This is a genomic window from Ruminococcoides bili (assembly GCF_040093295.1).
Classification (GTDB): Bacteria; Bacillota; Clostridia; order Oscillospirales; family Acutalibacteraceae; genus Ruminococcoides; species Ruminococcoides intestinale_A.
This window is the reverse complement of the sequence record NZ_JBBNJY010000008.1, coordinates 24,169-39,976: the sequence shown is the minus strand read 5'-3', so window position 1 is coordinate 39,976 and position 15,808 is coordinate 24,169. Positions and strand designations below refer to the sequence as shown.

Below are 15,808 nucleotides of genomic sequence, written 5' to 3'. Positions count from 1 at the left end.
CCGTTTGAACTGCCGTTTTTGTGCGTGACACCCTCCGCCGTTGTCCGTCATACGCCTCTCAGAGATTTTGATACCCCCTCCATTTGCTGAAAATTGACAAATAAAAACTCAAATGGTAGAATAAATAAAAAAGTTGGTATACACTTTTGCTTTATTTCTTATGTTCGGATTTCCAATTGATGAAATAACACTCCTTTTAACATTTGTTCAAACAGCTATATCTGTTCTTGCTTATTTTGGAAGTGGTGAAAAGATTATGGAAAACAGAAACAACACGGTTTGGTGCGGTACACGCGGAGTGATCAAGTATGTCTGCGAAATTCGCTGGGATAAACGAAAGTGTTACAAGCGTGCTGCGATAGGTTCGAATCCTGTCCGCTCCGCCATATTTTAGGACTACCTTCACGCGGGTAGTCCTTTTTCATCTGTCTCCAAGGTCGTGGTGGATTTTATTGTGGCAGGACTGACAAAGGCTCATTAGATTATCTGTACTATGTGTACCGCCTCTTGAAAGTGGGATAATGTGGTGAACCTCCTCGACAGGTGTTGTTCTGCCCTGTTTAAGGCATTGCTCACACAACGGGTGTGCCTGCACATAGCGGTCACGAATTTTTTTCCACGCTCTGCCGTACTTCTTGTTGACATCAACCGCTCGTGTGAATCGGTTGTACTGCTTTGCAATCAGCCTTTGATGCTCCTCACAATACCGCCCGTTTGTAAGTTTTGGACAGTTTGGATATGCACACCCCTGCTTTGGTTTATGTGGCATAAACTCCTCCTTTTTGGCATAATAAAAGCCCTGCAAATTTCTCTGCAAGGCTTTCAAAGTCTATTTCACTGTTTATATTATAGCAGATGAGCATACTGTAATTCTATGGAATTTACTGTCAACTTTCGGGGATTACAACACTTTTTAATGCGTTCTTTCTTATCTTGAACACATTGTCAATACTGCAATTCATCTGTACCGCTATTTCTTCCCAGGTTTTAAAGCACAAATATCTCAATTCAAGAATTATCTGATATTCAGGATTCTGTACGGATTTTATTGTTTTCACAATATCTCGCTTTAAATCAACAAGGCTGTCGATGTCCATGTTTATTTCTTCCTGCAAATCAACAATTTTTACAACAGTATCCTCAAGTCGAGAGTTACTGATACTTTGGCTTTTTGGCATATCCGATAATGTAGATGTGCATTTTGTTGCAAGAAGATTAAGTGATTTAAGCTGTTCAATTTTTGAATCTATCCTTTTGTCAAGTCTGTATGCCTGACTTAAATATTCCTTGGCTGTCATTTTACACCTCCAAATTTGCCCTTACGGCATCAATCAAATCCGCCTGCGTTTTATTCTTTTTCTGCAAGGCTTTCAAAATTTGTTCATCAATCGTGCCTTTTGTGATTATGTGCTGAATAACAACAGCGTTTTTCTGTCCCTGTCGATACAGTCTTGCGTTGGTTTGCTGATACAGCTCAAGTGACCATGTAAGGCCAAACCACACAAGAGTTGAACCCCCGTTTTGAAGATTAAGTCCGTGTCCGGCACTTGCAGGGTGAATGAGTGCAACGGGAATTTTGCCATCGTTCCAATCGGAAATATCCTCACTTGTTTTGATTTCACGAACAGAAAACCTGCTCTTTATCCGTTCCAAATCGTGTCTGTACCAATATGCAATAAGCAGAGGCTTTCCGTTCATACTCTCTATGATGTCCTCAAGTGTTTCAAGCTTTCGGTCGTGAATTTCAACTATATTCTGCTCGTCATCGTAAATTGCACCGTTTGAAAGCTGGCATAGCTTGTTTGAAAGGGAGGCGGCATTAGATGCGGTAATTTCTCCGTCAGTGATTTCAAGAACCAAGCTTTTCTTCATTTTATCGTACTGCTTTTTCTCACTGTTGGAGAGTTCAACAACATAGTTGCTTGTTAAAAGCTCAGGCATTTTCAGATATTCATTTGCTTTCATAGAAACCGTGATGTCAGATATTTTTTCGTAGATGGCATTCTCGGCATTTGGCAGAGGCTTATATGAATACACAATCGGACCATTCATCTTGTCGGGTTTGAAATATGTGTTCCTGTACTGCCCGATAAAATAACCGAGCCGTTTGCCCATATCAAGAATTTTAAATTCAGCGAACAAATCCATAAGTCCGTTTGATGAGGGAGTACCTGTCAGGCCGACAATTCTCTTTACAAGCGGTCGCACCTTCATAAGACTTTTGAAACGCTTTGACTGATGATTTTTAAACGAACTGAGCTCGTCAATAACAACCATATCAAAGTCAAATTTATATCCGCTTTTATTCACAAGCCAGTCAACATTTTCTCGGTTGATTATGTAGATGTCAGTTTGTTCATTGAGTGCTGAAAGTCGTTCATTTTCATTGCCGATTATCAGTGAATAAGTGAGAGTGCTTAAATGCTCCCACTTTTTTATCTCATCAGTCCATGTGTTTTTTGCAACCCTGAGCGGTGCGATTACAAGCACCTTGCACACCTCAAAGCTGTCAAAAAGGAGATTGCGAATTGCAGTCAATGTAATTGAGGTCTTGCCAAGTCCCATATCAATCAGCAGTGCTGAAATCGGATGAGTTTCAATATATCTGATTGCATATTCCTGATAGCTATGTGGCTTGTATTTCATCAATCATTCCTCCAATCTGCTCTACATCGTCAATCACATAAACCTTGAATCCCAATCGTTTCAGCATCTTATACCGTGCAAGCTGGAGTGCTCTCGGCTTTTGGCCGTTAGCTTTCAGTTCCACCATGCCAAAATGACCGTTTGGTAAAAATATCAATCTGTCAGGCATACCGTTAAATGAGGGACATACCCATTTCAGACAGATACCTCCATCTATCTTCACTTTTTTTACTAATATTCTTTCAATTTCACTTTCACGCATTTTTACACCTCAATTCAAGGTGTGACAGGGTACGACTGTCATTTCCTATACTTATATATAAAGCTTATTTTTTTATTCTATAAGAAAAGGATAGTAAATAGCCGTCATAAACTGTCACACCTACTGTCATTAGTCCTCTTCCATAAAGTCTGTCTTGAGTTTTAAGCCTTTGATGTATCTGCCGTTCCTGTCACGAAATTTTTCAAAACCCACGGTTTCAAGAGCAGTATAGAAATCCGTTGTACTGCGGATATATTCACCCATTTGAGTACAGAAAATTCTGTATTCGTTATATACCTCTCCCGACTTTGCAATGTATGATGAGTCAATTTCACAGCGTTCGCTCAAAAAATATGAGAGCCAATCGTTGCTGTCCCTGTAATGCTCAATTGCATCACAGACCTTTTGCGGAGGAGTGATTTTGTAATTATCTTTAATCACCTTTTTTGATCCCTCAATAACCCAACTGAGAATTGCACCGCCGGCATGCTCAAAAAGATAGTCCGCATAGTTCTTAATATCAGCATTACCCTCAATTGTTGCATCAAACGGAATTACAATAAGTCTTCTCCATGTACCTTTGTCGATAGCACCGACTTTCGGCAGGTGGTTGGTATACAGCACAAGAGTATGAGTAGGAGTATATGAGAAAGGGTCTTTGTATTTCTTTTCTGCATAGATTTCATCGGTGGAGCAGAGCTGTTTAACATTTGCCGTGTTAAGCCTCATACCTTCCTCAAGTTCAGATGCAATTAACATTCGTTTGCCTTTTGCCTCTGCAAGCTCAGGTTTAACATTTCTTCTGCACCCGACTGTAAGCATATCCGCAGAGATGTTGCCTGAATATGTACCCAGAACCCTTGCTATGACATTCCAAAATGTACTTTTACCGTTTTTGCCTTCACCATATGCAATGATGAGAGCCTCAACATATACCTTGCCGATTGCAGAAAGACCAACCATTCTCTGAACATAGTCAATAAGGGTATCGTCACCCAAAAAGAAAGTATCAAGTGCGGATTTCCATATATCCATACCGTCATCTGACGGATTAACGGTTGTCTGTTTCGTAATTAGATGTTCGGGATTATGTTCGATTGCAAGGTCAAGTCCGTGTCTGAGGTCATATGTACAGCTTGGTGTATTCAGCAAAAATTCGTCTGCATCCAGATATCTTTGTTCAACTTCAAGCATAGGTCGAGCCTCCTTGAGCGTTGCGGAAATACACTTTGTATCTCTGCGTTTGACAGCATATTTCTTGTAATTCAGGGCATTGTCATACATCTCATATGTGTGTGTCTGCTCCTTGTTAAACATCTGCAAAGCTTTCTTTGCACCAACAGATACAATTATCTCCATACCACCATTTTTGACGAGCTTATCCATGGCTTTTTTTATTTCGGTTTCAGACTCAGCAAGCTGTCTTTCGGTCAAATCTTGAGAAACGCCTTGAGCCTTTGGTTTCGATTCCTCCCAAAAACTTCCGTTGTAGACCATATAGTCGGTAGATGGGGAATAGGAGAGAATATTTTTATACTCCCGTGCAAGAACAGTAGCTTGTCCTACATCTGAGAAATCTTCAGGTTTTAGTTTGCAGTCAGAGTTATATTCCTCGGGTGGAATGTATCCTTCTTGGTTTGACACCTTGTTACCGAACCTTGATGCACTTCGCCATATCACCTTAAGTTCGCTTTCAGGGAGTGGTGGATTACAGAGTTCTGCCTTCTTAAGGAAAATCTGATAAGTTTCTTCTGTATTTCCATATCTCTTGATAATCTTTCCGGCAATGTGGCTCATGGTACTGTTACGCTGACCTTCTAGTACTTGCTCAAGACTTGCATCGAAGTCAGCAAAGTCATCCTCTTCCAGATAATCAAGAATGGTTTTATTCCCTTCATAGAACTCCACTTCATCAGAGTCATTTCCATAAAGGAAACGAGCCGAATCAAGTGCGTTGGTATCGTAATAAGGAAAAGCAACGGCAATCCTGCGTTTCATATCTGCATACTCCTGCTCATCCGATACAATCTCAATAGGGAAGAAGATATGAAATCTTGGTCTAGCAGACTTATTTCCCTTTGGAAGGTTGTGGTGTCTGCTATACGATACAGCAAAAGCAACACCCGGTATTTCAAGTGCTATATCAAGAGGAGTTACCCATTCATTCGGGTTGTCCGAATGGTCATTATCACAGTCAAGCGGAATACAGTCGGAAAACTCGAAATTATCCTTACTGCGATAATTCCTTTTATACTTTGCAGTTACATGATCCATCTTCGTTGCTTTGATAAAGGATTCCTTGTCGGTAACAATTATCTTGTTGGGATACAAACAGTTCCCGCTATTACCGACACAATCTGCTGTGTATATAGTGAAATTAAGCATATTCATTTACCTCCTTCATCGCATGGTCAAACCATCTGATCTTCATTCTTCTTTTCTTTGCAACACCGATTTCACGATTCATACCACGACTTACCACTCCACCAAATACCCAAAGTTCCGTGCATTTACCAAGAAGTACATAATTGAAGTGCATAGCCATCTCACGTTCCGTTTCATTGCAATCATTCATAAACTGTGGATAGAGAAGATGAGGTGTTATCGGGATAGCATTCTTATCAACGGCAAATCTGCTGTACGCTTTTGCATTCTTTACATTATTCTCGATATCACCTGCATACGGACTGCAAACATATACCAACGGAAGATATGCAGCCTTTTTATCAGCTACCACTTCTTCACGATGGATATTGGTAAGAGCCTCATATGTAGTCGGGTCTGCATACCCTTCGTGATTAAACTTATCAATGCCCATATCTTTTAATCCTCCTGTTCAATGACTGGTAAGATACCTTCGTTCTTTAGAAGGTCATAAAGGAAAAGTCTGCCCTTCTGTGTCCAATAGGTATGCATCACACTTCTGCTCTCATCAATTGCATAGGTACGTGATTGTGTGTATCCGCATTCTGCATACTGCTGATATAAAAGCCATGTCTTTCTGAACTTGTACTGAACCCCAAGTTCATGAAGAAGTTCATTGAACTTGCGACCGCTCATACCGTAGTCCTTTGCAATCTGTGTAATTGGTACTGTGTTTTTGTTCTGTAAAATAAGGTCATAGTAGCTTGCCTTTGGCTGTATCTCTGCAATCTGCTGACGCTGAATTAGTGTCTGGCATTCAAGCTGTTTTCTTCTCTCACGCTCTTCCTTAAGCTGTGTAAGTGCTGCAATCGCAAGATCAGGATTTTCCAAAATCTCATCGATGGCATACATTCCATGTTTACGGATAGCCGGAAGAACCTCTGCCGTTACCCAATGTTTGAACTTCTTCGCATTAGGCATCTTGCTTGAAAGGATAAGACTGTAAAGACCTGACTCATTGATAATTGTTAAATCTTGAATACCACCAAGGGTGTCGCATTTTGCTACTCCCTTATCTTCATCATCAACGTGCTTGTTAATAGCATCTCTCGGATTACTGTATCCAAGAATTGTTGCTATATCCTTTGCAAAAAACATAATCTCGCCGTTTACAGTTGCTGTTCTTACAGAGCCAAACTCTGTGCTGTTAAATACTTGTAATTCCATACAAATTACCTCCTTAAATAAATTTCTCGGAGGTGTCACCCTCCTACCTGGTAGCCTTGGGAGAAGGGTTAAAAGGACGTTTTTGAAAAAACTTTTTTCAATTTGTTGATTGCACGTCTGTAACGATGACTGACAGTGTTGGCATCCTCACCGATTTCTGCTGCATACTCACCAACGGTGTAACCATCAAGTGCAATAGCAATGACCATATCTGCTACTGCAGGTTTAAGAAGACTTCTCAATGTTTCACAGCACTCTTCGTATTCAAACTGGTTATGTACTCCATCAATGGAACTGCTGAAAGCTGACTTATCAGCTGCTCTAAACATGATTGCCTCTTCTGTGTTGACCTCAACTGTCCCGTCCTTGCTCTTCATATAAGCGTTGCCAGTATGACGGTCATGCTTGTGCCAGCTGTTGTAATCGGGTCTGTTGAATCTCTCTTCGATTACATCTTGGATTCTCTTTTCGTAGTCTTCCTGACTCTCTTCTTCAGAAACGGAGATGTTTAACCATTTCTCCAATTCCATGTTCTCAACCTCAAGGGTCTGATACTCGTTCTCGTAACGAATCTTAATCTTCATAGTCTCCTGCCTTTCTGCCTGGTTCTTGCAGAAGGGCATAGGAAACAAATAGGGTCGGTGCCTATAGAAGTACCGACCCATGAATTGCCTGAAAAAGAGCATAAGGAAATAAGGGTACTTCTATCGCACCTTTCACAGGTTGTCATGTGATCGATGCCGATATCTGTATCCCAATGCCCTTATAGCTAATCAGGCCTTGTGATATTTATTTTTTAAGTGCCTCTGGCACTTAGATGGATACGCATTTCTGTGTACCCATCTCAATGTCAGGTGTTTTTATTTATAGTGTACACTGGAAATTTTTCTCGTGATGGACACGCCATGTCCGCTGAAAACTGCCGTAAAACACAAAAAAGCCGGAGTTACCTACTTTGCCTATAAAGGCTTTTGCAGATAACTCCGGCGGTTAGCTCCTCGATTCGTTACGGGGCAGTTTGCGGTAGTTTCTAATTTATTCTTTTGCTGCTTTCATTATTGCTTGATTTACTTGGTATTGCATGTCTTCCCAAGAAATCGTTTCAAACTTATTTTTATTTATCTTTACCTCAAGCGTTACATCTTCCCCATTTACAATAACATTGCAGAAACGAGGCGGTATATCTTTGTCGCTGTGAAGATTTCTAATAGGTGTCTTTATCACTCAACTCGACCTCCTTCTTAGAATGGCATTTCATCCATGTCATCAGATATATCATCCTTCATGAATGCATCAATTGCATACATCACGTCATTGTTTACCTTCGGATGTTCCATACGCTCCTTTACAGTTGAGAATAGTAACTCAAGAAACGGAGCTACTGGTGTATCATCCTGTGAGGCTACCAATAATTGACTTCCCTTGGACGGTACATACATCCAAGCTTCTTTAGCAGCTGCAGAAGGATCTCCAACTTTATGAATGCTCTTCTCAATATCCATAAGATAAAGCGTTGTTCCATGTTTTAATCTAAGATTAAAACAATCTCCGGCAATATATGTCTTGGGACCAAAGGTCTTTGAATTGAATACGATTTTAGTTACTTCCTGCGGATATTCACAGTCTGTCTCCTCATAAAATGTTTCTTCTGCAAACAGAGGATGGTATACGAAACCATTCCTATCCGGCTCCATTCGATTCAGATTAAACGCTGTCTCTCGATTCCAATCGAGCCTATCCTTTAATGTATCTTCCTTTAATTTATCGAAGAAACTTGTAATATACTGCTCTGTCGGTGTAAGTCCAGTAAGATCAACAGATATCAAAGTATCAACACTAACCTTAAGAAGCTTTGCTGCCGTTACAACAAATTCCATACTCGGCTCGGATGTATTTCCATCCTTCTCCAGACGAGACATATATCCTAATCTGATTCCTGCTTCCTTTTCAATCTGACCTATTTTAACATCTGGATTTTGACGTAATAATTCCCGAATATTTGAAAAACAAAGCGTTTTATTAAAATTTTTACATTCACTTAAGTATAACTCCAACTGAGTAAGAAAACCTGCCCACTGAGTACGTTCCTTATTCAGTACATCCAAACGATTACGTATGCTTTCCTCCGTTCCATATTCTTCGATAAGATCATAGCTTTCCTTTGATGATGAACTTTGTTTCGTGCGTTCCCACCTTTGCAGTGCATCCTCAAGTTCTGCAAGACGGCTATTTAAATCATCTAGTTTATCTTCTACCACCTGCTTTTTATCCAAGGTTTCATCTTTATTGCAGAGTCCCATACCCGCAGTTGCTATGAAACCACGCATTATGTCTACATCTTTGATATCACTAATTTTAACATCAGCTAATTTCCGTTCTTCTGACATATCAGTGTCTCCTTTGCATTTTTATGATATTATTATACACCATTTGCATTATTTGTCAATATGTGCAAATATATTTTTGCTATTGCATATATTTGCAATAGCACTTTCTTTTTTGCCGCATAGTAAAAGACCCGGAAGTTTTCTTCTTCCAGGTCACTCTAGCAACGGACATGGCATGTCCGTTTTTTATAAAATAAATTTTTAAATTGCTACATCATATTGCTCAAGATATTCTTTAACAACCCACAGTGGTTCCGGGTACTTCACATGTAAGGCTTCACTAATCCACTGATGTTCTGGATCAAACGGTTTCAGCTTACATCCCAAAACATCCAACAGCTTCTCGCTTATCATTGGTGGCAAGTTAAGCCCGAAACAAATCAACACAGCAGTGTTCAGATTCGGAGCTGTTTTCCCTTTAACGATACGGCTGATTGTTTTCGGATCTCTATCAATCAAGTCACCGAGATCCGTGTATTTCATATTTCTCCAGTCTAACAACAACTCCATGCACTGCTCTGGATCGTCCGTCATCTGCTTTCGAATATTCAGCCACTCCTCCTGTTGCTTCTTTCGCATTGCAATCTGTCGTTCCGGTGGAGCATTCTGATACCCATTGTGATATTTTACATCAAAGGTAATATCGCTCTGCTCTCTGTTCAAGAAGCAGATGGTATGGTATGCGGACTCTACCTTACTCGTGATGCTTAGATCAAAGACAAGACAACATTCGTTCATATGTGCTCTGGCATAATCAGTCAGTATAAGCCGACCGTCCATATCAGTGCAAACATATAGCGGAGAATTGTAGACATAATGATTTTCTATAAACAGATAATCACCATTAGCAGTCTTTTCACGGAGTTCCGGATTTGAGAAGCGCTGAATAGCTGCATCTTGAGCACTTATCGTAAATGTCTGATATGCTTCAATTGAGCCCTTTCGGAAACCATGTGGTCGGACATACTGACCATCAACATAGTTAAAAGTTCCGATTGCACCATCAAATCCAAGTTCTACTAATCGAATCTTAGCCGCCTGCCTGGATACTCCAAAATCGACTGCAAGTTGGTCGATGACCATCTCCATAACATCCATTTCGTATTGAGCATCGGTCTCACGCAAAAATGTAGCTATGTACTCGTTCGCCTTGGCTCTAAACGGAGTCTGTGGCATCTGAATTCTTGGTGCAAGCTGATTAGCCTGTTTCTCCATGAATTCCGTAGATTTTTTTGATATTTCGGATGCTGCACCGCCTACAACTTCGCAGCTGATGCATGATGCTGCTTCATTATAAAGCCGTTCTAATACAAAAGCTTTCCTATGCTTATCCCAGTGAACGCACTCATGAATTATGGTTGTATTCACTGATCCGATATTTCGAAGTAGGTACACCAAAGGATCTACAAGAATGGTTTTTCCTTTAATATGAGTAAGAACATCTTTCTCTGCATCATCATCATAAATGTCAGCATCGGCTTCCTCAAAATAAATCTGACCGAAAACCGATGAATCATCTTTAATACGGTGGCTTTGAATCGTCAAGTCCAGTGCTTCTACCAATCTTGTCGGATCTACCCACACGGGAGATTGACCCCTTGGGGGAACTCTCAGTGCTTCTGGGAAATTTTTCTTTAAAAAATTCTCTGCAACCCTTTCAAGTTCAGAATAAGGAATAATTGGCACAAGGGAATCATCCATCGGATCTTTCACTCGATTCTTACCATTGTAGCTAGATACCGATGTAATTTCAAAGTCCTCCAGTTTCATATCCAGATCACCCCGACAGGACACCATCAACCAGAAAGTTCTCTCTTCTGATACATCATAGTGATGGTTGCCATCTTTTATTTCAATATTCACTGACAGAGCAACATCGAAACTAATCTTCATTCCCGGAAGATCTTCCACCCAGACATGCTCCACATGAACATCTGCAATCTCAGTTTCTCCGACAGAATGCACTCTAGTAGCCAGTTTTTTTATATAGTCCTGGTTATCCTCAATGAACTGCTCGGCTGCCGCCCAGAACTCATTGTCATATTTCTTTCTAACATAATCCGTAAATGAGCGGCTTACCGCCATACATAGCACCTCCTACAATTTCAGCTTATCAATATCAATCTTCTTCCTGCTCAGATAGCAATTAAAGAGCATCTCTGCCAAAATTAAGCGTATCTGTATATCCTCCAAACCTAAAATTTAAAGTAGGATAATTGTTTTAAATCGAAGGAATTAAATTATCTTCAATGCCTTTTGCAACACAATCAATATTTGCAATTCTAGCTGCGAATATCAATTCGACAGGAACAGGGTCATGTTTACTTTTCAGATGACTCGATAATTCTTTGTTATAGGATGTTATATCCAAATCGTAGGTTGCAAAAATACCACTACACACAGACTTAATAGTATCAGCACTACGTGTGCGGCTTTGATATATTAGGGTAATTATTGTTTCCAAACATAATCTTTTCATTTTTGCGACCTCCCTCCTTATATAGCCAAGTGTTAATTGTTGAAAATTCAAAGGAATATATCCCTGCATATCTCAGTGAACATGCCTCAGTTTAGCTCCTTTTCTACAAATGCTATATATCCTGTATTGTATATACAACATTATTTGCAAACTCATGAATCGATTGCAAAAATTTATCACCACTCTCATCCCCTATATTGACGAAGCAAGCATATATTAATGAGGGATTAAAAATTTCGGAATTTAATGAGAGTATTTCTGTTCTTCTATTGGTAAACGATGGGTATAACAACAATGCTTTTTCACTGTGAAGTAATTTTGCATACATCATAATTTGGTATATATCTGCATTTTTAAATTGTCCATATGCTTTATTTTTCACATCCAGTACAGCATAAGCCGATGGCATATAGTCAAATACTTCATCTTCCTCTTTATACCTATATATGATGTCCGGTTGATATTCTCTTCCAGAATATACTCCAGTACTACCTATTACATCTGCAAATCTTTTCTTAGCTGACCACGTAGTAAATTCACGTTTTTCTGGAATTTCTTTGAGAACTTTAACTACAAAATCTTCAAACAGCCTATCAAAATTAATCAAAAAACTGTCCGTTCCAACGGAGGATCCCTTATCACTGTATGTTAATTGATCGATAATCATTGCTGCATACGTTAAAGTTCTCCTATATCTAGCAGTGTTGGAATTAAAAGTTATTTCTTGAAGTAAAGCACTGCCATTTTGAACATTTTTGTCAGCCCCATAAAAATACATTTCCAACTGTGCTGCATCTGAGAAATACTCGTCCGTATGTTTTAATTTTTCTAATGCAGATAGTATCAGCGAATTAATATTATTCTTAATCGACAATTTTGATACTCTACTCATAACTGGCTTTCCTTTACCAGTAAGTACATTCGTATAAGTTCGAGTATAATTAACTTTACCTTGTAACAATTCGCTTTTAATATCTGTCTTTTGATAAGAACGTATAATTCCTTCTTGAATATTTCTTTTGAGGTTCTTAATGAACATTGATGCAACATCTGCACTTGTTTCAGACTCAGAAACATCCAAAATCGCTGTGCTATCAGTTGGTCTGTACCCATACACATAAAGATAAATTCGTATAATGTGTTCGAATCCAATTTCGTGATACTTAGGATTCAAAGATATAACTCTTGTTGGAGTTGTTATATAACCAACATACGACTTACTTAAAGGAAGAATATTGTTCAGTTTTTCTTCTCGGGTCCAGCTAATCGCATACTTTTTAGTGAACTCTTCAAAAAAAGCCATTTCTTCTGGCTGGACAGTAATAATGTTTTGTTCAGCAGACTCCATTATTTCCATAGCACATCTCCTCATTCTCCAAATTCAGCAGAGAAGGAAGCCATGAAATCATCTAAATCTTGTATTCCATCGGACAGGTTTTCTCCGACAATTGATCCAATGGCACTCGCATTATTAAAGCTGTATTCTCTTAATGTTGGTAACAAGACAAAATTAAATTGGTTTTTAAAGTCATTTGCTTCCCAAATATATTTACCTGACTCATTAGTCTTCGGGATAAAATAGGACTGGCCTAAAATAAGCTCTGGGTCTTTTAAAGTGTCAATAATTCTCTGATTAATCTGTTTTAAAATATTTCCCAAATCAAAGTCTTGGAATATAACTTCCTCAGATAAGAAGTCATAATTTGGCAAAAGAGGTACGAATGCAAATCTTCTTCTTATCGCTAAATCTAAGAAAGCAATATTTCTATCACTTGTATTCATCGTTGCCACAATATACAAATTGTGTGGAATTGAGAGAGTTCCTACATCTTCATATTCTTTTGACAAACTCGCTTCATAATTTCTGTCCAAAGCAAGAATTGATTCTCCAAATATTTCTGCAATATTTCCACGGTTCAATTCGTCAATCACCAGCAAATATTTATTTGATTTATCTGGATCACTCTTAACCTTCTCAATGTATTTTAAGAATACTCCCTGTTTGGTAGTGACATATGTACCTCCATCTTCTGATCTAAGAACTTCAGCACCAATAAAATCTTCATATGAATAATTTGCATGAAACTGTATCGTTAAGCTATCAGCAAATTTCCCACTTTCTGTAAGAGTTTTTGTATATCTTGATTTTCCGACACCTGGCACTCCTGTTAGCACAATTTGTTCCTTATTCATCAAAATATCAAAAATATCGCTATCGCTAGGATTATCACCATTTAATGCCAAGTAATGTGCCACCGTATCCTTATCATAGACACTAACTTGGGCATCTTCAGGTACTGAAATCGCATTAACTTCAGGCATCTTTGTTGCGTCAAAATCGAACTGATTTCTCACTTCCTGCCCCTTAATACTGTCTGTATCTGGAATTAAGCGACAATTTGAGATATCATCCTCAAACAACCAAAGGAAATCATTTTTTGTTATTTTAAAATACTTCTTGATTGCTTTATCCAATACTCTTGAAAACTGCTTCTCATTTGGCATTGAATCGAACTCAAATGAGCTAAAACGAAAAGTCCAAGCTGCTAATTTAGATAATGATATTCTTTGACCCTTTAAATATTTTTCATCAATCAAATCCTTATAATTGCTTCTAAGAGTAAGCTTTGAATCCACATCATTAAAAATAGGGACATTGATATTCTTCTTCTCAACAGTATCTTTCATTCTTCCGGGAATTTTATTAAATTCAGTTCCTGGTTGATAAAAGGCCAACTTTCTAAAGGCAGTTGGAAACATAACTCCTTTTGAGCTACACATTTCTCCAGAATCAAATAAACCACCAAGCAGCCATAAAGAATTTAACTCTTCCATCTTTTGCTCAACAGTTAAAGCACTGTTTAAAAATGTTACAGGGTAAGAAGCACTCACTCCCATATGCTTAGCCATTAAAAACAAGAACAGCATATCATCGGTATCAAATCCTGCATTTTTAAAATATTCTATTGATTCACTAACTTGGTCTTTTTTTATGTAACATTTCATTTATTTTTCCTCCTCAAAAGCTTGCTTGTAAATAGCATTTGCAAGCACCTCTGCAAGATGACAAGGTACAGCATTTCCTATTACTTTATACATTGCTACTATGTTTTTAGTTGTATCATCAATAAATTTAAAGTCATCCGGGAACGTTTGAATTCGTGCAATTTCTCGAATCGTATAACGTCGATTCTCTGTTGGATGTGTTATTCCACAGTTTTCCGGCTGAGCAGATGCTGTAATCGTTCCGTTTATTTCATCTCTGCTAAAGCGTCTATAAAAATTTGGCGCATGATATCTTTTCATATCATCTCTAATTCTTTTGAATCTAGGAGAAAGATTCTCATATGGAATGTTCTTCCACGAACCTCCTTCTGGAATCTGATCAACCATATTTTGTGCTTGAGGAGAATATGGCCAAAAAGTCTGATTCGGTACATCTGCAGGAATATCCAAAATATGTCGTAACGTAAGCTTGCTTTTATCACTCTGAATAGGTGGAAATTCAAATGTCTTTCCGAGATCCTTTCTCAAAGCTACTAGTATCATACGTTCTCTATTTTGTGGAACTCCATAATCTGATGCATTTACAACCTTGTAATTTACGAAATAACCCAGTCTTTCTAAGTCCTCCTTAATTACATCAATTAATTTTTTTCCGCTCTGATGTTTGGAAGACATCAAACCTTTAACATTTTCAAACAATACTGCTCGTGGTTGCTTATGTTCTATAATTCTCAAACACTCGAGATACAATTCACCTCTCTCGTCATAAACGCCCATACGATTACCAGCGTTTGAAAATGGCTGACATGGAAATCCAGCAGTTAGAATATCACAATCTGGAATATCATCTACAGGTACTGTAGTTATATCTCTTCCATCAATTTCACCTAGATTGAGTCTAAATACCGCTTGGGCATCTTTATCAAAGTCATTTGCCCATACTCTAGAATAGCCTGCATTTTCAAATCCTTTGTCCATTCCACCACAGCCAGAAAACAATGACACAAGCCTTGGTGAGTATGTTTTATGTTCAAGTTGAGTCTCCGTTTCCTCACTTTCCTTTACTGAATCCAGTCCTTTTAATTCCACCACAGCATTCAAATCACACTGAAGGGTTTCACATATTTTAAGTAAGGTTGACATACTTACATTCTTATTCTTTCCCATATTCGCAATGGCATTCGTTGATAGCTTTGCCATTGTTCTAAGATCCTCTTTAGACATTCCTTTTTCCAAAAGAGTATGCCATAAAGGTTTATAACTAATTTGCATTTATTCACTCCTTAATCTATGTTTCAGCAGTTTCATTTAAATCAAACTCAGCTTAATCATTGTACCACGAAATTTGAGTTTTATCAAGATGTCCTATCGTTTTGCAATTCCGTGAATGTTCATATTCTGTAAGCAAATATGAGACCGAGCACCTATTGAACCCCT

15 protein-coding genes are annotated in these 15,808 nt (G+C 38.5%); all 15 read right to left on the bottom strand.

Annotated elements, in window-relative coordinates; genetic code table 11:
• Nucleotides 1–421: 421 nt before the first annotated feature.
• On the bottom strand, nucleotides 422–769 hold the full coding sequence (locus tag AAAY30_RS04255; RefSeq protein ID WP_295027091.1) for an HNH endonuclease: 348 nt from the start codon (nucleotides 767–769) through the stop codon (nucleotides 422–424).
• A 118-nt stretch (nucleotides 770–887) separates the two neighbouring features.
• Nucleotides 888–1,298, bottom strand: coding sequence for a DUF1492 domain-containing protein (locus AAAY30_RS04250; protein WP_295027089.1), 411 nt, complete (start codon nucleotides 1,296–1,298; stop codon nucleotides 888–890).
• A gap of 1 nt (nucleotide 1,299) precedes the next feature.
• Nucleotides 1,300–2,646 (bottom strand): DEAD/DEAH box helicase, encoded by a 1,347-nt coding sequence (locus AAAY30_RS04245; protein WP_295027087.1) that lies wholly within the window; start codon nucleotides 2,644–2,646, stop codon nucleotides 1,300–1,302.
• Nucleotides 2,627–2,908 carry a VRR-NUC domain-containing protein gene (locus AAAY30_RS04240; RefSeq protein ID WP_293641540.1) on the bottom strand — a complete coding sequence of 94 codons (282 nt, stop codon included), beginning with the start codon at nucleotides 2,906–2,908 and terminating at the stop codon, nucleotides 2,627–2,629. The genes AAAY30_RS04245 and AAAY30_RS04240 overlap by 20 nt, the downstream gene beginning before the upstream one ends.
• A 129-nt stretch (nucleotides 2,909–3,037) precedes the next feature.
• A complete protein-coding gene (locus AAAY30_RS04235; protein WP_293641537.1) occupies nucleotides 3,038–5,293 on the bottom strand; it encodes a phage/plasmid primase, P4 family in 2,256 nt (751 codons plus the stop codon).
• A complete protein-coding gene (locus AAAY30_RS04230) occupies nucleotides 5,286–5,726 on the bottom strand; it encodes a DUF7768 domain-containing protein (protein WP_293641535.1) in 441 nt (146 codons plus the stop codon). Before AAAY30_RS04230 ends, AAAY30_RS04235 begins: the two co-directional genes overlap by 8 nt.
• A gap of 5 nt (nucleotides 5,727–5,731) precedes the next feature.
• Nucleotides 5,732–6,499, bottom strand: coding sequence for a phage antirepressor (locus tag AAAY30_RS04225; RefSeq protein WP_293641533.1), 768 nt, complete (start codon nucleotides 6,497–6,499; stop codon nucleotides 5,732–5,734).
• A gap of 68 nt (nucleotides 6,500–6,567) precedes the next feature.
• Nucleotides 6,568–7,083, bottom strand: a complete 516-nt coding sequence (locus tag AAAY30_RS04220) for a hypothetical protein (RefSeq protein WP_293641531.1) — start codon at nucleotides 7,081–7,083, stop codon at nucleotides 6,568–6,570.
• 451 nt (nucleotides 7,084–7,534) lie between these two features.
• Nucleotides 7,535–7,723: a hypothetical protein gene (locus AAAY30_RS04215; RefSeq protein ID WP_022234832.1), complete on the bottom strand. Its 189-nt coding sequence runs from the start codon at nucleotides 7,721–7,723 to the stop codon at nucleotides 7,535–7,537.
• A gap of 17 nt (nucleotides 7,724–7,740) precedes the next feature.
• Nucleotides 7,741–8,886, bottom strand: a complete 1,146-nt coding sequence (locus AAAY30_RS04210) for a helix-turn-helix domain-containing protein (protein ID WP_022234833.1) — start codon at nucleotides 8,884–8,886, stop codon at nucleotides 7,741–7,743.
• A 201-nt stretch (nucleotides 8,887–9,087) separates the two neighbouring features.
• Nucleotides 9,088–10,971 carry an XRE family transcriptional regulator gene (locus AAAY30_RS04205; protein WP_287097131.1) on the bottom strand — a complete coding sequence of 628 codons (1,884 nt, stop codon included), beginning with the start codon at nucleotides 10,969–10,971 and terminating at the stop codon, nucleotides 9,088–9,090.
• Between the two features lie 136 nt (nucleotides 10,972–11,107).
• Nucleotides 11,108–11,365 (bottom strand): hypothetical protein, encoded by a 258-nt coding sequence (locus AAAY30_RS04200; protein WP_022234835.1) that lies wholly within the window; start codon nucleotides 11,363–11,365, stop codon nucleotides 11,108–11,110.
• A gap of 112 nt (nucleotides 11,366–11,477) precedes the next feature.
• Nucleotides 11,478–12,722 carry a 5-methylcytosine restriction system specificity protein McrC gene (locus AAAY30_RS04195; protein WP_022234836.1) on the bottom strand — a complete coding sequence of 415 codons (1,245 nt, stop codon included), beginning with the start codon at nucleotides 12,720–12,722 and terminating at the stop codon, nucleotides 11,478–11,480.
• A gap of 11 nt (nucleotides 12,723–12,733) precedes the next feature.
• Nucleotides 12,734–14,371, bottom strand: coding sequence for an McrB family protein (locus tag AAAY30_RS04190; protein ID WP_022234837.1), 1,638 nt, complete (start codon nucleotides 14,369–14,371; stop codon nucleotides 12,734–12,736).
• Entirely contained in the window at nucleotides 14,372–15,643 is a 1,272-nt protein-coding gene (locus AAAY30_RS04185; protein WP_022234838.1) for a DNA cytosine methyltransferase, read from the bottom strand.
• Nucleotides 15,644–15,808 lie beyond the last annotated feature (165 nt).